This window comes from Yersinia canariae (genome assembly GCF_009831415.1).
GTDB lineage: Bacteria > Pseudomonadota > Gammaproteobacteria > Enterobacterales > Enterobacteriaceae > Yersinia > Yersinia canariae.
On sequence record NZ_CP043727.1, the window covers coordinates 1955031 to 1977596 of the forward strand.

Below are 22566 nucleotides of genomic sequence, written 5' to 3' on the forward strand. Positions count from 1 at the left end.
GGGAATGGGCGTTTCGCCACTTTCACTCCTCATCGGTTTACGTTTTAGCCGTGGCCGCCGTCGCGGCGGAATGGTGTCATTAATTTCCGTGATTTCCACGTTGGGTATCGCCCTGGGTGTGGCGGTACTGATCGTCGGCTTAAGTGCTATGAATGGGTTCGAACGTGAGCTTAAAAACCGAATTTTGGCAGTAGTACCACATGGCGAAATTGCCGTTGTTAATCAGCCTTTCAGTGGTTGGCCACAAACCTTGCAACGGATTGAAAAAGTTCCCGGAATTGTCGCCGCGGCACCTTATATCAATTTCACTGGCTTGATTGAAAATGCCACGCAATTGCGCGCCGTGCAGGTCAAAGGGGTTGATCCCGAGGCCGAGCAGCGTCTCAGCGCACTGCCCAGTTTTGTGCTTGATAACGCCTGGAATAATTTTAAAGCAGGTCAGCAACAGATTATTTTAGGAAAAGGTCTGGCCGATGCCTTGGGTGTGAAACAGGGGTCGTGGCTGACGGTGATGATCCCTAATAGTGACCCTGAGATGAAATTGCTACAGCCCAAGCGCATCCGCTTGCAGGTGGCGGGCGTCTTTCAATTAAGCGGGCAACTGGATCATAGTCTCGCATTGGTACCTTTAGCGGATGCACAACAATATCTGGATATGGGTGACAGTGTCACTGGTATAGCCATCAAGGTTGATGATGTCTATAACGCCAACAAACTGGTGCGCAATGCCGGTGAAGTCACAAATGCTTATGTGTATATCAGCAGTTGGATTGGCACCTACGGCTATATGTATCGCGATATCCAAATGATCCGTACTATCATGTACTTAGCTATGATTTTGGTGATTGGGGTGGCCAGTTTTAATATTGTCTCCACTCTGGTCATGGCCGTTAAAGATAAAAGTAGTGATATAGCGGTGTTACGCACATTAGGGGCTAAAGATGGCCTGGTCCGGGCAATCTTTATCTGGTATGGCTTGTTAGCCGGGCTTATCGGCAGTGTTAGTGGTGCGGTTGTGGGAGTGATTGTCTCTTTGCAATTAACCAACATTATTCGTGGATTGGAAACGCTGATTGGCCATCAATTTCTGTCAGGTGATATCTATTTTATCGACTTTTTACCGTCAGAACTGCACTGGTTTGATGTGGCTTGCGTGTTAGCAACAGCGTTGGTTTTGAGCCTAATCGCCAGTTGGTATCCGGCTCGTCGTGCCAGCCGTATTGATCCGGCGCGGGTGCTAAGCGGGCAATAAAAGAATCTAAAAAAAGTCACTTTGGTAATCATTTCTCTGGACAATAATGGGTAAGGGGCGAGCTTATGTATTACGGTTTTGATATGGGTGGCACCAAGATAGAGTTAGGCGTTTTTGATGCTAACCTGCAACGAATCTGGCATAAGCGCGTCCCTACACCGCGTGAAGATTACCAACTGTTATTGCAAACATTACATCACTTAACATTGGAAGCAGACGCCCATTGCGGTGTTAAAGGCAGTGTGGGCATTGGTATTCCTGGCCTACCCAATGCGGACGATGGGACGGTATTCACGGCAAATGTGCCTGCGGCAATGGGGCAATCATTGCAAAGCGACCTCTCCACATTGATTGAGCGCGAAGTTCGCATTGATAATGATGCTAACTGCTTTGCATTGTCGGAAGCTTGGGATCCCGATTTTCGCCGCTATCCAACAGTATTAGGGCTGATTCTTGGCACGGGTGTCGGTGGTGGGCTGATTGTGAATGGCAATATTGTCAGTGGGCGTAACCATATCACCGGCGAATTCGGTCATTTTCGCTTGCCAGTAGATGCATTGGATATTCTGGGGGCAGATATTCCGCGGGTAGCATGTGGTTGTGGTCATAACGGCTGTATTGAGAATTACATTTCAGGGCGTGGCTTTGAATGGATGTACAAACACTTCAATCAGCAATCCTTGCCAGCGACTGAAATTATTGCCAACTATAATGTCGGTGAATCCAAAGCTGTAGCACATGTTGAACGCTTTATGGATGTACTGGCCGCTTGTTTAGGTAATTTATTGACTATGCTGGACCCGCATTTGGTCGTAATTGGTGGTGGATTATCTAATTTCGAGCATATTTATCAAGAACTACCAAAACGGCTGCCGCAGCACTTATTGCGAGTAGCCCGCTTGCCGCGCATCGAGAAAGCGCGTTATGGTGATTCGGGCGGTGTTCGTGGGGCGGCGTTCCTGCATTTGTCTGAGCGTTATTTAATCAATAGCAAATAAAAATAGCTAAAATAGAGGCAAAAGGTTATGCGCATTCGTCATCGGCTATGTCGGTTTCGCAAGAATAAGCACTTGCGGCATCAGCGTTTTCGCTCCCGTATTTTTCATCGAGACAGTGCCGCGACATCAGAAATGAAAAAGCCGTTTGTGGTGGTGCTGACTGGAGCCGGTATCTCAGCGGAATCCGGTATTCGTACTTTCCGCGCCGCAGATGGTTTGTGGGAAGAACATCAGGTGGAAGATGTTGCTACTCCTGAAGGGTATCGCCGTGATCCTGAATTAGTTCAGGCCTTTTATAATGCACGTCGACGTCAGTTACAGCAGCCGGACATTGCACCGAATGCCGCTCATTTTGCATTAGCTGATTTGGAAGCTGTTCTGGGTGATAACTTTGTGCTGATCACTCAAAATATAGATAATTTGCATGAGAAGGCGGGAAGCACTCGCGTAATTCATATGCATGGCGAACTGCTAAAAGTGCGCTGCACACAGTCAGGTCAAGTTCTGGACTGGCCGGGTGACCTCAGCGCGGGCGAGCGCTGCCATTGTTGCCAATTCCCATCGCCTCTGCGCCCACATATTGTGTGGTTTGGTGAAATGCCAATGGGAATGGATGAGATTTATCAGGCGCTGGCCGAAGCAGATTTCTTTATTTCAATTGGTACATCAGGTCATGTCTATCCTGCGGCCGGCTTTGTTCATGAATCAAGTTTGCATGGTGCTCATACTGTCGAGTTGAATCTGGAGCCAAGCCAGGTGGAAAGTCAGTTTGATGAAAAACACTATGGATTAGCCAGCAAAGTGGTTCCTGAATATGTACGCGAATTTTTGACAACGCGAGGCGAGAATCGCCAGGGCGACTAAATGACTCGGCATAATGTATGCCGTAGTGTTATTCACGGTGTTCATTGAGCCAAAATGGCGACTGAATAAGCAATAAACCGGGCTGGTTGAGAAATAATTCATCCGGCTCGGCTCTTCACGACGTTTTATTATTCTGGCTTAAGTTTGTCTAAACTGACCTGACGCAATATTTGATGGTGATCACTTCCCCATAATGATATTCACAATTATGAAGGTGGGAACCATGGACAAATTACTCGACCGCTTTTTCAACTATGTTTCTTTTGATACACAAGCAAAAGCCAATGTAAAATCCGTGCCGAGCACTGAAGGGCAGCGCAAGCTGGCCTTGGTATTACAACATGAGTTGCAGGCGCTGGGTTTTTCTCACACTAGCGTGAGTGACCACGGTTGTGTGATGGCAACATTGCCTGCAAATGTCTCCTGGCCGGTCCCCACCATTGGTTTTATTGCTCATCTTGATACTTCACCCGATTTCTCGGGTAAAAATGTTAACCCGCAGATTGTAGAAAACTACCGTGGTGGTGATATCGCTTTGGGGATGGGTGATGAGATTTTGTCCCCAGTCATGTTTCCCATTTTGCATCAACTGCTCGGACACACATTAATTACCACTGATGGTAAGACTTTACTGGGGGCTGATGATAAAGCGGGTATTGCCGAAATTATCACTGCGATGGTGCGCTTAAAACACAATAATGTGCCGCATGGGGAGATCCGAATTGCTTTCACGCCGGATGAAGAGGTGGGCAAAGGTGCGCGCTTCTTTGATGTGGCAGGATTTAATGCGCAATGGGCTTATACCGTGGATGGCGGTGGTGTCGGTGAGTTGGAATTTGAGAACTTTAATGCGGCATCGGTGACGATAAAGATTGTCGGTAATAATGTGCATCCCGGCAGCGCCAAAGGGGTGATGGTGAATGCATTGTCGCTGGCAACTCGTTTCCATCAAGAATTACCCGCGAATGAAACTCCTGAATGTACAGAGGGTTATGACGGTTTTTATCATCTACAAAGCATTAAAGGCACGGTTGAACGCGCTGAAATGCACTATATCGTACGAGATTTTAACCGCGATGGTTTTGAAGCACGTAAGAAAAACATGGTGGATATTGCTAAACGGGTAGGCAAAGGTTTACACCGCGATTGTTATATCGAAATCATTATGGACGATAGCTACTACAATATGCGTGAGCATATAATTAAGCATCCACATATCATCGAGATAGCACAGCAGGCGATGCGCGATTGCGATATCACACCTATCATGAAACCGATTCGTGGTGGCACTGATGGTGCGCAGTTATCCTTCCTTGGTTTACCTTGCCCGAATATCTTTACAGGTGGCTATAATTATCATGGTAAACATGAATTTATAACCTTGGAAGGGATGGAAAAAGCAGTCGAAGTTATCATGCGTATTGCTGAGCTAACGGCTAAACGAGCTAAAGAGTAATAAGTCTGGCTGCCTAATTAAAACGCCCCGTTTATCGGGGCGTTTGTGTATCATAAGTGGCTAATATTAATCGTTAAAATACCAATAACCGCTGTTCACGAGCGCGGTAAGCATTGCCAGGAAGGAAGGATCTTCGAGTGCATCACCCAGTTTTGCAGCATCAACACTGAAGTGTTGACACAAAGCATCGGCGGCTTGTAAATGCGGGGTATTAATTAACTCACCGTTAGCAAAGCATTGGTCGCCAATACGCAGAACACGCAGACCAGTAAGTCGTTGTAATTCATCACCTTGCTTGAGAAGTTCATAAACATCACCAGCCTGATAAGGCGGCTCTGGCGGGGCGATATCCAGCTCATGACGAGATTGAGAAATAAACTCGCCAAACCAATTTTGGAAATCCTCGGGTTGCTGGACTAAATCAAGCATCATGGCCCGAAGTTTATCGACTTCTTGTGGTAGCACTTCGGCGGGATGTTCCCGCAATTGTAAATCCGGATCACTATAGCGGTAACTGCCTAACTCGCGAGAAAGCACATAGTCGGCAAAGCCGCTGACCAGCTCACGGCTATTAGGGGCACGGAAGCCGACTGAATAATTCAGTGCATTTTCAAGTGCATAGCCTTCATGAGGAAAGCCCGGTGGAATATAGAGAATATCACCCGGTTCCATTTCTTCATCAATAATGGCGTCGAATGGCCCAACTTGCAGCAGGTCAGGATGAGGGCAATGCTGCTTCATTTCTGCTTTTTCACCCACTCGCCAGCGGCGGCGACCGGTGCCTTGAATGATAAAAACATCATATTGGTCAAAATGCGGGCCAACACCGCCCCCGGGTACTGAGAAGGAGATCATTAAATCGTCCATCCGCCAGTCAGAAAGTGGGCGGAATGGGCGCATCAAGGCGGCGGCGGGTTCATGCCAGTGGTCAACGGCCTGTACCAGTAATGACCAATTAGTTTCACCTAAGTGATCAAAACTCTCAAATGGGCCATGGCTCACTTCCCAGCGGCCATCTTCATGGCTCACCAGCCGGCTATCGACTTCATTCTCCATGGCTAAGCCAGCAAGCTCATCTGGTGAGAGCGGGTCAATAAAGTTTTTAAAGCCACGTTTGAGTATGACGGGGCGCTTTTGCCAGTAGCGTTGCAGAAAATCAGACCAATCGAGATTGAGTTGGTAATCCATGTTTATTCCAGGATATGGGTGAACTTGCTTGCGATTATAACGGATGCCTGTCATTAGTATCAGGTGTTGTTAGGCAAATTTATTAATCAGCGTGATAATCATTTTGCTGGCCAAAAATCACCATCATCCTTGCTCCCCCTAAGGGGCTTTCCGTGATGGTTATCTTGCCTTGATATTGTTCAATAATTTCGGCCGCAACAGATAATCCAAGCCCTTGCCCCGGGCGCAAAGTATCCACACGCTGGCCTCGTTGGAAAATCAATTGTCTTTTACTTTCAGGGATACCCGGCCCATCATCGTCAACGACGATGGTGAGTTGTTTTTCAGAGTGCAGGGCCGTTATTTCGACGAACTCCAGGCAGTACTTGCAAGCATTCTCCAGAACATTGCCCATCACTTCCATAAAGTCATTTTGTTCGCCCAAAAAAGTCACTTCAGGTGAAATGTCTAACGTCAACACCACCCCTTTGCGTTGATAAACTTTATTGAGAGCACTGCACAGGCTATCAAGTAGGGCGGGAACAGAATGAATTTCGCGAATCAATACGTTATGTTCGGAGCGCATACTGGCCCGATGTAGATAATAGCCAATTTGCTGAGAAATACGACTTATCTGCTCAAGCATAATGGGTTCCACTTCTTCAATGGTCGTCTGCTTCCCCGTGCGCAAAGAGCGCAATGTCGTTTGCAATACTGCCAGCGGCGTTTTGAGGCTATGAGTGAGGTCGGAGAGCGTTGTGCGATATTTTGTATACCGCTGGCGTTCATTGGTTAGCAAAATATTGAGATTTCGAACCAAGCTCTGCAATTCGCGTGGAGGATTCTCATCCAGTTGATCTCGCTCACCTTTTTCTAACTGACCTATCTGACTGGCCAGGGCTTTAATGGGCCTTAAGCTCCAATAGGCGGCAAGCCAAAGCAAAGGAACAACTAACAGTAAATTCGCTAGCAAGACATAACTAAACCAGTTCCAGACCAAATCTGAGCGCTGTAATTCTTGCGGAATCGTATCGACAACCACAATAGAGAGCTGTGGTAAACGCGGTGTCGCGGGATAAGTATTCACGGATACGGAATGAGTGAGAGCGCTGCTGTCAGTATCATCATATTTTTTTAGCTGGTCTTGCGCTTTCGGGTTATCACCCAACATCATGCTACTGATATGTGTACCGGTATCCAGCTCATAAAACCCCGGTTTTTGTAACCAACTCTTTTCGATATGAGACTCAAGTTCGGGCACATTTCGTTGACGCCACAGAATATTGCCATTTTTATCGTAAATCAGAACCAGTGTAGGTATGTTCAGTTCAAGTTCTGGCGGAACTGAGATGCTCAACTTGTTGTCATGCCACTGGGCCAAACTGAAAAATAAATTACTTTCACCGCGATGGGCACTGAAGGTGTTTTTATCAAAGCTGACAATATAGCCGACGACGGCGACCATACCATAGGATAACGACAGCGCTAAGATGACACCGGCTGTCGCCATAAGAAAACGGGCACGAAGAGAGAATGGCTTGTTATTTTTCCTGAACATGATGTCTAGTTGGCGTCAAAACGGTATCCCTGACCACGGATGGTCATAATCACTTCACCTTCATGTTCTGCCTGCAGTTTTTTACGTAAACGGCCCATTAATACATCAATGGTATGGCTTTCACGCAGTTCTGCATCAGGATAAAGTTGCAGCATTAACGTATCTTTGCTGACGACTTTTCCTGCATTACGAATAAGAGTTTCAATGATAGTGTATTCGAAAGCGGTCAGTTTAATCTGTTGCTGATTGACGCACAACTCTCGACGTGAAAGGTCAATTTGAAACGGAGGAAATTCAATTATCTGAGATGCCAGGCCGATATTACGCCGCATCAAAGCTTGAATACGCGCGATAACTTCTTCCAGATGAAAAGGCTTGGTAACATAATCGTCTGCACCAGCTTCCAGCACCGCGACTTTATCTTGCCAGCTTTCGCGTGCCGTCAGCACCAAAATCGGGAGATTTGTCTGATGGCTACGCCAGCGACGTATAAGACTCAACCCATCTTCACCCGGCAAGCCAAGATCGATAATAGCGATATCTGGGGCATGTTCTTGCAAGAAATAGTCTGCCTCTTTGGCATCTTCCGCCGCATCAACCTGATGACCCATTTCACGCATTTGCACGGTTAGATGGTGACGCAACAAAGCATTATCTTCGACAACTAAAACCCGCATGCAACATTCCTCGATAAGACGTTAACCGGGTAACATGATATTACCCGACAAGTAAAAATTAAAACAGTGACTTAGAAAGTGTAACGCAAACCTACTTTCATCGCCTGATCACTGACTTTCCAGTTATGGTAGGTGTAACCCACTTCAGCGGCGAGGCTTTCTGTCAGAGCATAGTCTGTTGTTATCCGCGCTTCATGGAATGCCCGGCCATCATAGTTTGCCAAACGGTAGGCAACATCAAGCCCGATATCCTGTGATAACGTGCTTTTGATGCCGACTTCACCAGTAGCACTATTGTAAGTATTGGTTTTTTTACCGTCTTTGCTGGCATCAAACACCATGGCATGCCGGCTGCCACCCACTAAGGTGTAAAAATCAATATTGGGTGAGAATGCAACATGGTAACCCAACCCAAGGACGGCTTCCGCAAGACCCCGGTCACTATTGGCAATACTGTTTATACGGCCATCAATAAACAGATCGTTATCAAAACCATAGCCGCCGTTAAGGTAGATTCCGCCCATATCACGGTTGCCGATATGGCTGTATTGGCCTTGATTAAATTGTTTATCAAAGCGGTCATTACTACTGATTGAACCATATTGCAGGCCACCGGCGACATAGGTGTAATCAGCGGCCATGGCGGCAGTACAGGTCGCCATTAGGGCGAGAGAAAGTAGTGTTTTCTTCAACATAATGATAATAGCTCCAGCGAGTGTAACGTCCTTTTTGACATCGCTTGTATTATCAATGACAGCGGCTAAACCGGGGCTAAACAGGGGCAGTACGCAGGGGAATAAGCAATTATACAGGTGGCATTGTTTTGCCACCTGTACTTGAGGCTAATACATTACTTCAATTCATCGACCATGGTTATGGCTCGACCAATGTAGTTGGCCGGTGTCATAGCTTTCAGGCGGGTTTTTTCTTCTTCCGGTAGAGCAAGGCTGTCGATAAATGCTTGCATACCCGCTGCATCAACACGTTTTCCTCGTGTCAATTCCTTCAGTTTTTCATACGGTTTTTCAATGCCATAACGACGCATGACGGTTTGGATAGGTTCGGCCAGAACTTCCCAGTTATGGTCCAACTCTTCCAATAAATGCGCTTCATTGACTTCTAACTTGCTAATGCCTTTCATCGTCGCCTGATATGCGATCACGGCATAACCCAGGCCCACGCCCAAGTTACGCAGCACAGTGGAGTCGGTCAGGTCACGCTGCCAGCGCGATACTGGAAGTTTACTGGCTAAATGGCCGAGCACTGCATTGGACAGCCCCAGATTGCCTTCGGAGTTCTCGAAGTCGATTGGGTTCACTTTATGAGGCATGGTGCTCGAGCCAATTTCACCGGCGATGGTTTTTTGCTTGAAGTGACTCAATGCAATATAACCCCAGATATCGCGGTCAAAATCGATCAGGATGGTATTAAAACGCGCTACACAATCGAAGAGTTCAGCAATGTAATCATGAGGTTCGATTTGCGTCGTATAGGGATTCCAGTTGATCCCCAGTGAAGTGACAAAAGCTTCACTGAATTGATGCCAATCAACTTCAGGGTAGGCAACAATGTGGGCATTGTAGTTACCTACTGCGCCATTAATTTTGCCTAAAATTTCGACTTGTGACAGTTGACGGAATTGACGTTCCATCCGGTAAGCGACGTTCGCCAGTTCTTTACCGATTGTGGACGGCGTCGCCGGCTGGCCGTGAGTACGGGATAGCAGCGGTAAATCACGGTACTGGTGGGCCAGTGCTTTGATGGAATCAATAATCTGACGCCACATCGGTAATACGACATCCTGACGCGCCGTTTGCAACATTAAGGCATGTGACAGGTTATTGATATCTTCTGAAGTACAGGCAAAGTGGATAAATTCTGATACGGCATGCAATGCCGGCACACTTTCAACTTTCTCTTTCAGGAAGTACTCAACGGCTTTCACATCATGATTTGTGGTGCGCTCAATGGTTTTGATGCGCTGCGCATCTTGTTCACTGAATTCTTGCACAATTTTATCAAGGTAAGCGTTTGCGTTAGCATCAAAAGCGGGAACTTCTTTGATTTCTGCACAGGCGGCCAGTTTTTGCAGCCAACGTACTTCGACCTGCACACGGAATTTCAGCAAACCGAATTCGCTAAAGATTGGGCGCAGTGCGCTGACTTTGTCGCCGTAGCGTCCATCAATAGGGGAAACGGCGGTCAGTGAGGATAATTCCATCGGTGGCAACTCCTGAGAAAGGATTTTAATTATGAGCAAGAATACTCTGCGCCTGTTTAAACAGACGATTTCGCGAGAACATTAACTGCAAGCGGCTTCCACCGACTTGTTGCCAAAGCACGGCTGAGCGGATCCCCGCCAGCAGGGCGGCTCGAACTTTTGCCTGCACCAATGTGCTTTGTAAAATGGCGGGTGAGCCAGTAACTTGAATGCGTGGCCCGAGCGGGCTGATAACATCCGTATAAATAGCGGCCAGCGAACTCATCATTGTTTCAGATTCAAGATCGAAATGTGCCAGTTGGCGATCAAGCTGGCTGATGCGGTCACCTAACGTATTCATAGCCGATTTATTGGCATTGAGCTTTCTTTCAAGCACCATCAGGCTCAGAGTATAGCGGGTCAATTCAGCCGCAGGCCCTTGGCGGTTGGCGTTTAAGACACTTTGCAGTGTTTCCAACCCCATTTTTAGGGATTGTTCATTACCGCCATATACCGCCAGAGTTGAAGGTGGGTTAGTTTGTAGCAACCCATTCAACATCGTTTTCAATGCATCATTGTCGCATTGACCTTCATGAGCCAATTGCTGAACCAAGCGAGCTGACTGGCAGATTCCCGCCAATGCCAACGTAATATCATAATAATTTTTCGCCACGGTCACTCCTGTAATCGTTCTGGTTCATTAATATACCCGTCATACTTCAAGCGGCATGTGCGTTTTCTGCTCTCGACTTCCCGCCTTCCCGCAACTTAGGGTATGGGTTGAATTAGTTTGTAACTGAACCAGGCAGTGGGTAGCGCTCTTCTATAATACCACCTCCGAGGCAGACTTCGCCTTGGTAGAAAACCGCAGACTGGCCGGGCGTTACTGCGGCCACGGGATTGTCAAACCGTACCTCAACACGCTCGTCATCCAGTGGCGTCACAGTGCAAGGAATGTCCTGTTGGCGGTAACGAGTTTTTACCACGCAGCGGAAAGCGGCGGTGACAGGTTCTCTGTCAACCCAATGTAATTGTTGGGCAATCAGGCCCACTGACATTAAACGAGGATGTTCATGTCCTTGCGCGACCAGCAAGATATTGTTGGCAACATCTTTATCCACAACATACCAAGGGTCATCGCCGCCATCTTTCGTGCCGCCAATACCTAAACCTTTGCGTTGACCCAGAGTGTGATACATCAGCCCCTGATGTTCACCCACATGTTGGCCGTCAACTGTCATGATTGGGCCGGGTTGGGCAGGCAGATAGCGGCCCAGGAAATCACGGAATTTGCGCTCACCGATAAAGCAGATACCCGTTGAGTCTTTTTTCTTGGCGGTAACCAGATCAAGTTGTTCGGCGATACGGCGCACTTCTGGCTTTTCTAATTCACCGACAGGGAACAGGCTTTGAGCGAGTTGTTCGTGACTTAAGGTGTAAAGGAAATAACTTTGGTCTTTATTACCATCAAGGCCACGCAACAAGCGGCTTTTACCCTCGACATCCTGACGACGGACATAGTGACCGGTAGCAATGTAGTCCGCACCCAAGTCTTCGGCAGCGAACTCAAGGAAAGCTTTAAATTTGATTTCTTTATTACACAGAATATCAGGGTTAGGAGTGCGTCCTGCTTTATATTCTTCCAGGAACAGTTCGAACACGTTATCCCAGTATTCTGCAGCAAAATTGACGGTGTGCAACTCCATGCCCAGTTTGTCGCATACTGCTTGAGCATCGGCCAAATCGGTCGCTGCTGAGCAATACTCTTCGCCATCATCCTCTTCCCAGTTCTTCATGAACAAGCCGGCAACTTGATAGCCCTGTTGCTGGAGCAGGTAGGCGGAAACGGAAGAATCGACACCGCCGGACATACCGACGATTACTTTTTTCTGGCTGTTATCTGACATGGGAGTCTCACTAACGTAAATACCTACAGCCCCAGAGAAGGCGATGACGGATGACATTATCCGACTAACTTTTCAACGCGGGTAAGGCATTATAAAAACAAGCGCCGGATTTTATCACGTTGACTGCATTGCTGCATGGTAGATTCGCACTCTCGGTAAAATTACCTGAGTAAATCAAATTAGCCTTTTATAAGGGCCAGTTAAATGAGCCAACCAGATCAAGCGAATAACGCTCGGGTTGTTGATAGCAACGGATACTTTCAGCAACTAAGGGTGAGCGCAAATTACCCGCTTGCAGTATCTCATCAGCAGTGAGCCACAGGCAGCAGTCGATATCGCTGTCATGGGGGTGTGTGGGTAAGGGGGCCAGTAGCTCAATAACAAAAGCGAAACGCAAAAAGGCGGTTTTATCCGGTGCTAGCCATTGGTGCATACGCAAAAAAGATTGCGGAGTGGCCCGAATACCGGTTTCTTCCCACAATTCTCTTTCTGCGGCCTGTAGTAGAGTTTCATCAGCTTCTAAATGGCCCGCTGGCTGATTCCATAATTTTTTGCCATTGATAGTCTCTTCGACGATCAAAAACTTCCCTTGAGCATGCACAACACATGCCACGGTGACATTGGGCTTAAACATGTTTTATCTCCTTCCATTCGCCGGGCTGTAAATCATCAAGGCTTAAATTTCCCATACTAAAACGTATCAGGCGCAGGGTAGGGAAGCCAATATGGGCTGTCATTCTGCGCACCTGCCGGTTACGGCCTTCGAAAAGAGTGACCTTTAGCCAACTTGTGGGGATGGCTTTGCGCTCTCGAATTGGCGGATTACGCGGCCATAACCATGTAGGTTCGCTAACCAATTCCGCACCGGCGGGTAATGTCGGGCCGTCTTTTAAGGTGATTCCAGCCCTTAATTGGCTGAGCACGTCATCGCCCGGCACCCCTTCGACTTGTACAAAATAGACTTTACCGGTTTTCTGGGCGGGTTGCGTGAGCATGGCCTGCAATTTGCCATCATTAGTTAATACCAGTAAACCTTCGCTATCACGATCAAGCCGACCGGCAGCATAAACATCTGTAAAAGGAATAAATTCCTTCAAAGTTGTGCGCCCGGACTCATCTGTGAACTGTGGTAAAACATCAAATGGCTTGTTGAATAACAATACTCGTCGTGGGGCCATGGGCTTCGCCTGTTTAGCCTGTGTCTTGGTGCTGAATCGGTTAACTTTGTGATTTTTAACAGAGAATTTATTCATGATTATTGCGATTTCGAATGATTAGCGCATTATACCTCAATCTGTTTCGGATTGGCGTGGAACGAATATTCAAGTAGTATTGACACGAATCTTACAAGGCATTAACAAAATTGCGCTGAAGGAGAGGTTGATGGAAAGCAAAGTAGTTGTTCCGGCAGAAGGTAAGAAAATTACTGTCGATGCTCAGGGTAAACTGGTTGTTCCGCATAATCCGATCATTCCATTTATTGAAGGTGACGGCATTGGCGTTGATGTGACCCCAGCCATGATCAACGTGGTGGATGCTGCGGTTAAGAAAGCCTATAAAGGTGAGCGTAAAATCTCCTGGATGGAAATCTATACCGGCGAGAAATCAACCCATGTTTATGGCAAAGATGTTTGGCTGCCAGAAGAAACATTAGATCTGATTCGTGAATATCGCGTTGCAATTAAAGGCCCATTAACCACTCCGGTTGGTGGTGGCATTCGTTCTTTGAACGTTGCTTTGCGCCAACAACTCGACTTGTATGTGTGCCTGCGCCCTGTGCGTTATTACGAAGGTACCCCAAGCCCGGTAAAACACCCTGAGCTGACTAATATGGTCATTTTCCGCGAAAACGCGGAAGACATCTATGCGGGTATTGAATGGAAAGCCGGTTCACCAGAAGCTGAAAAAGTGATTAAGTTCCTGCGTGAAGAGATGGGCGTGAAGAAAATCCGCTTCCCTGAACAATGTGGTATCGGTGTAAAACCGTGTTCAGAAGAAGGGACCAAGCGCTTGGTACGTGCCGCAATTGAGTATGCAATTACCAACGATCGTGAATCAGTCACTCTGGTTCATAAAGGCAACATTATGAAATTCACTGAAGGCGCATTTAAAGACTGGGGTTACCAGTTAGCGCGTGAGGAATTTGGTGGTGAGCTGATCGATGGCGGCCCGTGGGTTAAAATCAAGAATCCAAACAACGGTAACGACATCATTATTAAGGATGTTATTGCCGATGCTTTCCTGCAACAGATTCTACTGCGCCCGGCTGAATATGATGTTATCGCGTGTATGAACCTGAATGGCGATTACATTTCTGATGCATTGGCAGCGCAGGTTGGCGGTATCGGTATTGCCCCTGGTGCCAACATTGGTGATGAGTGCGCATTGTTTGAAGCAACTCACGGTACAGCGCCGAAATATGCGGGCCAAGATAAGGTGAACCCAGGTTCTATTATCTTGTCTGCGGAAATGATGCTGCGCCATATGGGCTGGTTCGAAGCGGCTGATTTAATTATCAAAGGCACAGAAGGCGCAATTCAGGCCAAGACTGTGACCTATGATTTCGAGCGCTTGATGGATGGCGCTAAACTGTTGAAATGTAGTGAATTTGGCGACGCCATTATTCAGCACATGTAATCGGCAGTTTAAGTAACACCTCACGGAGGCTTCGGCTTCCGTGGGTTTTCAACCCTTTTTCATTTCTTCTGCAAAACCATTCTGCAAAACTGTACAAAAAACAACCCAAACTAAACGGTTAAAACTAGCCATTCCTTACCCCGGTCATCATTATATTTATCAGTCATAGCTTGGTTTTTATGTCCAAGCAACGTCTTAGTGTCTATCCCTTGATCGCGATATAACCTTTCTGATAATGACCGCTGCTCGTGAAATGTTGGAGGTGTACCGTCCTTCCAATCTAATCCACTTTTATCTCTTGCAGCAGAGAACCCCGTGGTGGTTGCATTTCCTGACACCTTACCGCCACGCTTAGCCATTGATGTTGTATGGTGGTAATGGAGCATGTATGGACTAACTATCAGATCACGGCAACGTGTTATAACGTCTTGCAACGTGTAACCGATGGCATCACATTTTAGGTTTAGCGGTATAGCTAATCTGGTACCGGTTTTTTCTTGTACTATATGGAGATGATTATCCCAAACATCGCTGAACTTCATATTCACTACATCCCCCAACCGCTGGCCCGTAACCAGAGCAAGAAGCATTGAATTCTGGATATAGTTTTGCATGTCAGCCGCTGTGCTAAATATAGAATTCCACTCGTCAAAACTTAAACGAACGCGAGTGACTTTATTTGCTGGTTGCTTGGTAGCTAGCGCGGGATTGTAGCCGGGAGGAACCTCACCAGCATGTTGCGCTTCCTTGTACACATCGATTAGCACCATGCGGACAACCTGTGCCATCCGTTTTTGTCCCTTGTCTTTATACTCTTCGATGACAGAAGCTATATCCCTAGCGCCAACATCAGGAAGGAGTAACATTCCACAATGACGGCTGAACGCTTCGACAGGCGCACTTTTTTGCTTAAGTGTATTGAGCTTTATTTCCTCACTGTCGTAACGTTCTTGCTGGATTGCGAGATAGCGATCTAACCAACGGGTAACCGTTATCATCAGCCACCAGATTGATGACTGGGCTCATCTCTTGATTAACCTGGGTGAGCTCGTTGCCGATGGGTATCAGGTTGCTGCTGATGTTGAAAAATATGGCGCAATCCTGTTTTGCACTCTTACAGACGAATATAACCCAATGACCCGAATCATCCTCAGCCGTGATGGCCGTAGGATTGATAATCTGCCTTTCGGTTCCGTTTCGCTGATCCGCGTAACGCCGATAGCAGAGTCAGAGATTGAACACCTTGATCAATCTGATGAATGGGCATCAAGCGCAGCTAGACATGTTCTCGCGGAACGGCAGATAGAAACATAGACAATTATCACGAAGTTATTCACGGCCCTTACGGGGCAGAGTGAGTTCACTCACCTTATTTAAAGGAAGAACAGCATCAAATGATTGGACCTTGTTCTGCTGTGAGCGAGGAGAGGAAGTTCGGAATGCATACTGACATCAAGGTGTCTTGAGTCATAGCGAGCAGGTCAGGTCACTTTAGCTGGTTATAAGGCTAGTCAACGATTTAGTTGCTTACATATAGATTGCAAAATTATACTTTTAATTCAACTTGTTATGAGGCATCTTGGGCTATTTTAGCTTTACCTATCTTTTTTGTTGTATCTCCTATCTTCGGTTTGTACATTCATGCAGACAAACTAAGGAGAATTGCCATGATTTACATTGAACGCCTTGAATTTATCCATAAAAGTGGAGACGTGCTGTACCCTGCCAAGATAACAAGAAAATCATCGGGAAAAACCGCCTTCCACCTTGTACCATTTGGCCTTGATAAGACCGAGGACCTTGTAGAGGTGGAAGATCCTTCAGAAGCAATTCGGCTGGTGCTTGATGAACGTCATTCCATTCGCTGCAGCACACTTAAAGCCACTATTACTGATAAAAAAGGCAAGCGAATTAAGCGAACAGGCATATACAGCATTGAGGGTGTTAGCATAAAAGAATACATCGTCAGGTAATGGCTGTGAGTTCAACGAGTCGATGCACAAAATTTTTCCGCTCAAGCTAAAAGGTCTACTGACATTATGATGCGTTAGCCTTCAAAAATTAGAGTCATTCATAGCGGGAGGGAGTATGTACGGACCAGATCCATCCAATACACATCCAATGAAGGGATTTCCTCAGGTTTGTTTTGTCAAAAATACTGTGACAAATCCAAACATCATAGTGGGTGATTTTACTTATTACGACGATCCAGAGGGCTCAGAAAACTTCGAGCGCAACGTTCTCTATCATTTCCCTTTTATTGGTGACAAGCTGATTATCGGTAAGTTTTGCGCCATAGCAAAAGGTGTCCAGTTCATTATGAACGGAGCAAACCATAAACTTTCTGGTTTCTCTACTTTCCCATTTTATATTTTCGGGAATGGATGGGAAAAGTCCATGCCCCAAGCCGGTGATTTACCCTACAAAGGCGATACTATGATCGGCAATGATGTGTGGATCGGGTATAAAGCGCTGATTATGCCAGGAGTAAAGATCGGCAACGGGGCGATAATCTCTTCACGTTCGGTGGTTACTTCTGATGTACCTGCATATGCGGTTGTAGGTGGTAATCCTGCCAAAGTGATTAAGAAACGTTTTGCTGATGAAACGATAGCAACGCTGGAAAAACTGGCGTGGTGGGATTGGCCCGTAGAAAAGATTACTCAAAACCTTACTGCAATAATGTCCAGTGATATCGAAGCATTACAGAACTAAAAGGTCCTGTTTTTTGGTCTTCACATTCGTGGTACTTATGATGTCTGCTTCTGGCACAAAACCGCCTGCAATAGTTGCATGCGGCAGTTGAACTCACAGCGAGAAGCGGACGTCAGTGACCGTAATGGCCTCTTCGGCAAGGCAGGATCCGATCTTATTACGTATCACCTCGATTCAGGCCAGCAGCCACTGCCAAAAGTAAGGCTGCAGTTGCTAACCCACAGGCCAGCCAGAGTGTATCTGTCAGGGCCAACATATCTACGATCTGACCCCCGCTCCATGATCCCAGCGCAATCCCTGTATTGAATACCCCGACATAAAGCGCAGCAGCGATCTCCACGGCACGGGGTGCGGCTTTCATCATCCAGGTCATCAGTCCGACAGAAAGCCCACCGTAAGCCAGCCCCCAGAATATGAGGACACCACCACCACCTGTGACCGATTGCCCGGTGGTAATGAACAGTAACGGCGTTAACACAAGACCTGTCGCAATCACAATCAGGGTGAATGTTGTATAGCGCGCTGCGGTGGTGCCCGCCAAAAAATTACCGGCGATGCCAGCAACACCGTAGGCGAACAAGATGGCACCTATCCACTGCGTATCAAATCCTGACACTGAGATCAGTAGTGGGCGCACAAAGGTAAAGGCCACGAAATGACTTGTTACGAGCAGCAACGTCAGGAATAAGCCCGCTTGTATTTTGCGGTTGCCAAGTTGGGCAATGAACTGGCTAATATTAGCCGAACCCGTAACGGGCAACGCCGGAATGACCACAAGGTGGAAGACAAGCACCAATGCGCTGAAAAGTGCCATGATTCCAAATGCCCAGCGCCAGCCGATGACATCGCCAATAAACGCACCCAGGGGCACGCCCAATACCGATGCAGCAGCAACACCACCGAAGATAATGGAGGTTGCCAGGCCAATAGCATTCTCCGGAACCAGACGTGAGGCAAGACCGCCCGCGATTGCCCATATTCCCCCCATGCAGAAGCCGACCAGAATCCGGGCTGCGAGCATTAAGATCAAATTGGGTGCTAGTGCAGAGGCAAGATTTGCCATCACCAGCAACACCAGCAGGCCACACAGTATCCATCGGCGATCTATTCCACCTGATGCAATGATGACGAATGGCGCGAATAAAGCTGCCAGAAATGCTGGCAGGGAAATCATCAGACCCGCGCTTCCGGTGGTGATGTTGAGTGTTCCGGCTATGGATGTCAGCAAGCCCACCGGGAGCATTTCTGTTGTGACAACAGAGAAAGTTGCCAGACCGACAGCAATCACTGCTGTCCAAGAGTTGCGAACAGATTTCATGGTAGAAAATGTAATCATCATTCAGATCCTGGAGAACGCACCCAGCTCAGGTGCGATTATCCTGCTTGTGTAGGGTGAAATGACTTAAAAGTGCCATGAGCAGTACCAGGATTCCGGCACATAAGGCGACGTAAAATCCAATCCGTGGTTCACTGCTATCAACAACCTGACCGGCGATTGCGGCGCCCAGCGCAACGCCCACATTCAGCCCGGCCAGCAGCCAGGTCATGCCCTCTGTTAACTGGCTTTCAGCCACCTGCCGTTCAATGAGCGACATGGCCACGATCATGGTTGGGGCGAAAAAGAGGCCCGCCACCAGGACGGCTGCCGCCAGTGCGGTAAGATTTGTGACCAGTATCAGTGGGATAGTGGTTGTGGCAGTTGCCAGCCCGCCCAACCACAACAGCCGATGGAGCGGGGTTTTCAGTTTGAGTGAGCCATAGATTAATCCGGACAGACATGAACCAACGGCATACGCTGATAAAACCAGGCCGGCGGCTGCCGGGTGCCCCAGTTGTCCTCCGTAGGCGACACTCACGATATCAACCGTGCCGACAATGACGCCCATTGCCACCATCAGCAGCGCCAACAGCCGTACGCTTGCCATATGAATGACCGAACCAGAGCCAATTTTGCAGCAGGAGGGTGCCATAATCGGAGGTTCCGTGCCGCGCTGTATTACCAGTGCAAACACGCCTAAAAACAGCAAAAGTGCCGTGAGCAGTAGACCTGCCTGGGGAAACAACGCGATGGAAAGGCCAATCGAGAGGGGCGGCCCAACAATAAACGTCAGCTCATCGAGCACCGTTTCAAGCGAATAGGCTGTCTGCAAACGCGGCTGGCCCCGGTACAGCACCGTCCAGCGTGCCCGTACCATGGCAGACATACTGGGCATAAACCCCGCCAGGACTGCGCCGAAAAAAAGGACCCAGTTGGCAACATTCCAGTGGGAACAGGCTATGAGGATGAGAAAGCCGGTGACACTGATAGCCGAAGCCGCAGGCAAAACTCGATGCTGCCCATAACGATCCACATATCGGGAGATCCGTGGTGACAGCAGGGCGTAGGTCAGAACAAAGGTCGCGGAAATTGCTCCTGCCAGCGCATAACCACCGCTCTGCCGCGAAAATAGAGTGATAATCCCGATGCCTGCCATCGGCAATGGGATCCGCGCAAGTAGACCAGCAACGGCAAAATGTCCCGTGCCAGGGACAGAAAAAAGGTCTCGATACAGATTAGCCATCATAATCTCCGGTAGCATTTGCTTGCCACAACGTGGTGACACAGCGACAATACATACAACGCGTATGAATCTAATTCTATATTCATACGAAGTGTTTGTAAATAATCATTCATATCGTATGTAAGGAGAGGATTATGGTTCGCCGAACCCGCGCTGAGATGGAAGAGACAAGAGCTACATTGTTAGCAACTGCCCGTAAGGTTTTTTGCGAATATGGCTACGCTGAAACCTCGATGGATGACCTGACTGCGCAAGCAGGGCTGACCCGTGGTGCGCTTTATCATCATTTTGGTGACAAAAAAGGATTGCTGACGGCAGTTGTGGAGCAGATCGATGAAGAGATGGATCAACGCCTACAGGGGATTTCCAGTAATGCAGCGGATCCGTGGGAGGGTTTTTGCAATCGCTGTCGGGCTTACCTCGAGATGGCGCTGGAACCTGAATTTCAGCGCATTGTGTTGCGTGATGCAAAAGCGGTACTGGGCGGTTCTTCACCTGAATCGCAACGTTATTGCGTGGAATCCATGCGGTGTCTGATTCGCAATCTGATTCAGCACGGTGTCGTTGATGACGTCGATCCGGAGGGATTGGCTTCGCTGATTTACGGTAGCCTGGCAGAAGCGGCATTCTGGATTGCCGAAGGTGATGAAAGCGAGACGCGGCTGACAAAAGCCATTACCGCGCTGAACCTGCTACTTCGCGGATTGCGATGTACTGACTGACATTCATGTCGATACTCGCTGGTAGGGGTGTCCACTACAGGCACTTGGCTTCCTGGCAGTATAGAGGGCGGCTATCAGCGAAAAGCGGATATAATTAGCAGCCTTGGAGCTCAAATTCCTATGGTTCTCTAAAGATAATGGCGGATATCATTATCAAAATTTATTATAAAACATGGAGTAAGACTAATGAGTATCAATGTAAGAACAGCTCAACTTTCTGATATTGATGGTATGTTCGAAGTGAGAACATCGGTAATCGAGAATCATCTGAGTCGTGAAGAAATGCGGCAGATGGGGATTACCGAAATCGTCGTGGCCGATATGATTGAGAAGAATCATTGCGCATGGGTTGCGACTGAAAACGACAAAATCATCGGTTTTACAATGATTTTACCGGATGAAGGTTGTCTTTTTGCAGCCTTTGTTCTCCCGGCATATGAAGGCAGAGGTGTAGGTCGCAGGCTTGTTTTGCTAGCTGAGCAGGAATTATTCAAACATCATGAGATTGCTTGGCTGGAAACCGATAAAAATAGTCGCGCGGCGAAATTCTACATGCAACTGGGCTGGGGCAATGAAACAAATATTAACGGCACTGATATCAAATTAGAAAAACATCGCGGTATTTAAACAAATTCAACTTCCATCAATGTCCGCTTATGGCTGTGAGTTCAACTGATGGACGCAACACACTTATTGAACCGTTCTGCGGGTGATTCATAGTCTAGCGTTTTTCTCGGTCTTTCGTTGAGCTGTCTGGCAACGCTGTTCAGTCTCTGCTGACTGTGAACCGATAAGTCAGTTCCCTTTGGAAAATATTGTCTGAGCAACCTGTTCGTATTTTCATTTGAGCCACGTTGCCAGGGAGATTGAGGATCACAGAAGTAAATCTGGATGTCTGTTGCTACAGTAAACCGGGTGTGGCTGGTCATTTCAGCTCCCCGATCCCAGGTTAATGTTTTATAAAGCTCAACAGGCAATTCCCGGGCTTGTCTGATGAGTGCAGATATAACCGTTATGGTCTTGTTGTCCCTGATTTTGGTCAACATAACAAAGCGGGAATGGCGTTCTACAAGGGTGACGATATAGGAGTTTTTCGAGCCCTGGATCAGATCACCTTCCCAGTGACCAGGTATGGCTCTGTCTGCGGCTTCCGGTGGCCTTTCGCTGATAGGTATCGCATTCGGGATTTTCCCTAATCCTTTCCCTTTAAGTGATGACGTTCGGGATCTACGAACCGCTCTTCCGCTTCTGAGGCATTGCTGCAGCTCTTTTTTTAATGCCCCCCGGGTTTGTATAAAAAGCGTTTTATAAATCGTTTCGTGTGACACATGCATTTCCTGATTATCCGGATAACAGCGTTTCAGCCAACCGGCGATCTGTTCCGGCGACCAGTCCTGATGCATCTTCTCTGCAATGATTTTACACAATGTGGGGCTTTCAATTAGCTTGCAAGGTTTTGGTCTCAGAGCATTTTCCCACGCAGCAGTATCGGCTTTTGCTGCACGGTATTGCCTGGCACCTCCATGCCTCCTGACCTCGCGGCTAATTGTTGAGGGTGCTCTTGATAATTTGGCAGCGATGTCCCTGATACTGAGTTTTGCTACCAGTCCTCTGGATATCTCCTCTCTTTCATCAAGCGTAAGCGCTAATCGATGCCGCTTTCGCACGGGAGGACGGTAGCCACCTGTCTGATGGATAGTGGGCATAATAGAAGAATGGTATCTGTCGAACATTCTGGCGATATCATGCAGAGAATCACCTTGCTTGTATCTGTCCCAGATAATCGCCTTTTGTTCTGGCGTGTAGTAAATGCGAGTTCTTCGTTTCATGGCAACGTCCCCCTTGATCAAGG

General features: G+C 47.6%; 23 protein-coding genes. 10 read left to right on the forward strand and 13 right to left on the reverse strand.

The features are described from left to right. The first annotated feature begins 4 nt into the window (after nt 1–4). The 4 genes from lolE (at nt 5) to pepT (ending at nt 4570) form a co-directional block, all read left to right on the forward strand. Nucleotides 5–1252 carry a lipoprotein-releasing ABC transporter permease subunit LolE gene (gene lolE, locus F0T03_RS09020; RefSeq protein ID WP_159680790.1) on the forward strand — a complete coding sequence of 416 codons (1248 nt, stop codon included), beginning with the start codon at nt 5–7 and terminating at the stop codon, nt 1250–1252. 65 nt (nt 1253–1317) lie between these two features. Continuing rightward, complete coding sequence (nagK, locus tag F0T03_RS09025) at nt 1318–2250, forward strand: N-acetylglucosamine kinase (RefSeq protein ID WP_145557237.1); 933 nt, start codon at nt 1318–1320, stop codon at nt 2248–2250. Between the two features lie 27 nt (nt 2251–2277). After that, complete coding sequence (gene cobB / locus F0T03_RS09030; RefSeq protein ID WP_145557239.1) at nt 2278–3114, forward strand: Sir2 family NAD+-dependent deacetylase; 837 nt, start codon at nt 2278–2280, stop codon at nt 3112–3114. 223 nt (nt 3115–3337) lie between these two features. Next, nucleotides 3338–4570 carry a peptidase T gene (pepT, locus tag F0T03_RS09035; protein WP_145557241.1) on the forward strand — a complete coding sequence of 411 codons (1233 nt, stop codon included), beginning with the start codon at nt 3338–3340 and terminating at the stop codon, nt 4568–4570. 66 nt (nt 4571–4636) lie between these two features. Here the strand turns inward: pepT and F0T03_RS09040 are convergent, their stop codons facing one another. From F0T03_RS09040 to rluE, 9 genes are all read right to left on the reverse strand, one after another. Then, nucleotides 4637–5758: a ribosomal protein uL16 3-hydroxylase gene (locus F0T03_RS09040; protein ID WP_145557243.1), complete on the reverse strand. Its 1122-nt coding sequence runs from the start codon at nt 5756–5758 to the stop codon at nt 4637–4639. An 82-nt stretch (nt 5759–5840) separates the two neighbouring features. Next, complete coding sequence (gene phoQ / locus F0T03_RS09045; RefSeq protein ID WP_145557245.1) at nt 5841–7295, reverse strand: two-component system sensor histidine kinase PhoQ; 1455 nt, start codon at nt 7293–7295, stop codon at nt 5841–5843. Nucleotides 7296–7300: 5 nt separating this feature from the next. Further along, a complete protein-coding gene (gene phoP, locus F0T03_RS09050; RefSeq protein WP_145557247.1) occupies nt 7301–7972 on the reverse strand; it encodes a two-component system response regulator PhoP in 672 nt (223 codons plus the stop codon). A gap of 71 nt (nt 7973–8043) precedes the next feature. Next, a complete protein-coding gene (locus F0T03_RS09055) occupies nt 8044–8667 on the reverse strand; it encodes a YPO1635 family putative outer membrane beta-barrel protein (RefSeq protein ID WP_159677935.1) in 624 nt (207 codons plus the stop codon). A gap of 155 nt (nt 8668–8822) precedes the next feature. Beyond that, nucleotides 8823–10193: an adenylosuccinate lyase gene (gene purB, locus F0T03_RS09060; RefSeq protein WP_159677937.1), complete on the reverse strand. Its 1371-nt coding sequence runs from the start codon at nt 10191–10193 to the stop codon at nt 8823–8825. A gap of 25 nt (nt 10194–10218) precedes the next feature. Beyond that, nucleotides 10219–10845 carry a high frequency lysogenization protein HflD gene (gene hflD, locus F0T03_RS09065; RefSeq protein WP_159677939.1) on the reverse strand — a complete coding sequence of 209 codons (627 nt, stop codon included), beginning with the start codon at nt 10843–10845 and terminating at the stop codon, nt 10219–10221. 112 nt (nt 10846–10957) lie between these two features. Further along, nucleotides 10958–12079 (reverse strand): tRNA 2-thiouridine(34) synthase MnmA, encoded by a 1122-nt coding sequence (gene mnmA / locus F0T03_RS09070; protein WP_159677943.1) that lies wholly within the window; start codon nt 12077–12079, stop codon nt 10958–10960. A gap of 187 nt (nt 12080–12266) precedes the next feature. Next, entirely contained in the window at nt 12267–12713 is a 447-nt protein-coding gene (locus tag F0T03_RS09075; protein WP_145557257.1) for an NUDIX hydrolase, read from the reverse strand. Continuing rightward, nucleotides 12706–13332 (reverse strand): 23S rRNA pseudouridine(2457) synthase RluE, encoded by a 627-nt coding sequence (rluE, locus tag F0T03_RS09080; RefSeq protein ID WP_159677945.1) that lies wholly within the window; start codon nt 13330–13332, stop codon nt 12706–12708. The genes F0T03_RS09075 and rluE overlap by 8 nt, the downstream gene beginning before the upstream one ends. A gap of 130 nt (nt 13333–13462) precedes the next feature. On the opposite strand from rluE, the gene icd reads away from it, so the two are divergent. Next, nucleotides 13463–14716 carry an NADP-dependent isocitrate dehydrogenase gene (gene icd, locus F0T03_RS09085; protein ID WP_159677948.1) on the forward strand — a complete coding sequence of 418 codons (1254 nt, stop codon included), beginning with the start codon at nt 13463–13465 and terminating at the stop codon, nt 14714–14716. A 110-nt stretch (nt 14717–14826) separates the two neighbouring features. Here icd and F0T03_RS09090 read toward each other — a convergent pair whose 3' ends face one another. After that, nucleotides 14827–15714 carry a tyrosine-type recombinase/integrase gene (locus F0T03_RS09090; RefSeq protein ID WP_159677952.1) on the reverse strand — a complete coding sequence of 296 codons (888 nt, stop codon included), beginning with the start codon at nt 15712–15714 and terminating at the stop codon, nt 14827–14829. A 31-nt stretch (nt 15715–15745) separates the two neighbouring features. Here F0T03_RS09090 and F0T03_RS09095 point away from each other — a divergent pair, with 31 nt between their 5' ends. From F0T03_RS09095 to F0T03_RS09105, 3 genes are all read left to right on the forward strand, one after another. After that, entirely contained in the window at nt 15746–16030 is a 285-nt protein-coding gene (locus tag F0T03_RS09095) for a hypothetical protein (protein ID WP_246169944.1), read from the forward strand. Nucleotides 16031–16383: 353 nt separating this feature from the next. Continuing rightward, nucleotides 16384–16689 (forward strand): transposase, encoded by a 306-nt coding sequence (locus tag F0T03_RS09100; protein WP_159677955.1) that lies wholly within the window; start codon nt 16384–16386, stop codon nt 16687–16689. A 115-nt stretch (nt 16690–16804) separates the two neighbouring features. Beyond that, nucleotides 16805–17431 (forward strand): Vat family streptogramin A O-acetyltransferase, encoded by a 627-nt coding sequence (locus F0T03_RS09105; protein ID WP_145554746.1) that lies wholly within the window; start codon nt 16805–16807, stop codon nt 17429–17431. Nucleotides 17432–17588: 157 nt separating this feature from the next. On the opposite strand, the gene F0T03_RS09110 is transcribed toward F0T03_RS09105, so the two are convergent. Together F0T03_RS09110 and F0T03_RS09115 are read right to left on the reverse strand one after the other, a co-directional pair. Next, nucleotides 17589–18767: an MFS transporter gene (locus F0T03_RS09110; RefSeq protein WP_159680792.1), complete on the reverse strand. Its 1179-nt coding sequence runs from the start codon at nt 18765–18767 to the stop codon at nt 17589–17591. 28 nt (nt 18768–18795) lie between these two features. Next, nucleotides 18796–19992, reverse strand: a complete 1197-nt coding sequence (locus F0T03_RS09115) for an MFS transporter (protein WP_159680794.1) — start codon at nt 19990–19992, stop codon at nt 18796–18798. A gap of 134 nt (nt 19993–20126) precedes the next feature. On the opposite strand from F0T03_RS09115, the gene F0T03_RS09120 reads away from it, so the two are divergent. Together F0T03_RS09120 and F0T03_RS09125 are read left to right on the forward strand one after the other, a co-directional pair. Then, nucleotides 20127–20714, forward strand: coding sequence for a TetR/AcrR family transcriptional regulator (locus F0T03_RS09120; protein WP_159677958.1), 588 nt, complete (start codon nt 20127–20129; stop codon nt 20712–20714). Nucleotides 20715–20900: 186 nt separating this feature from the next. Beyond that, nucleotides 20901–21341 (forward strand): GNAT family N-acetyltransferase, encoded by a 441-nt coding sequence (locus tag F0T03_RS09125; protein ID WP_162526922.1) that lies wholly within the window; start codon nt 20901–20903, stop codon nt 21339–21341. Between the two features lie 41 nt (nt 21342–21382). On the opposite strand, the gene F0T03_RS09130 is transcribed toward F0T03_RS09125, so the two are convergent. Then, nucleotides 21383–22543 (reverse strand): IS30 family transposase, encoded by a 1161-nt coding sequence (locus F0T03_RS09130; RefSeq protein ID WP_159677579.1) that lies wholly within the window; start codon nt 22541–22543, stop codon nt 21383–21385. Between the last annotated feature and the right edge of the window lie 23 nt (nt 22544–22566).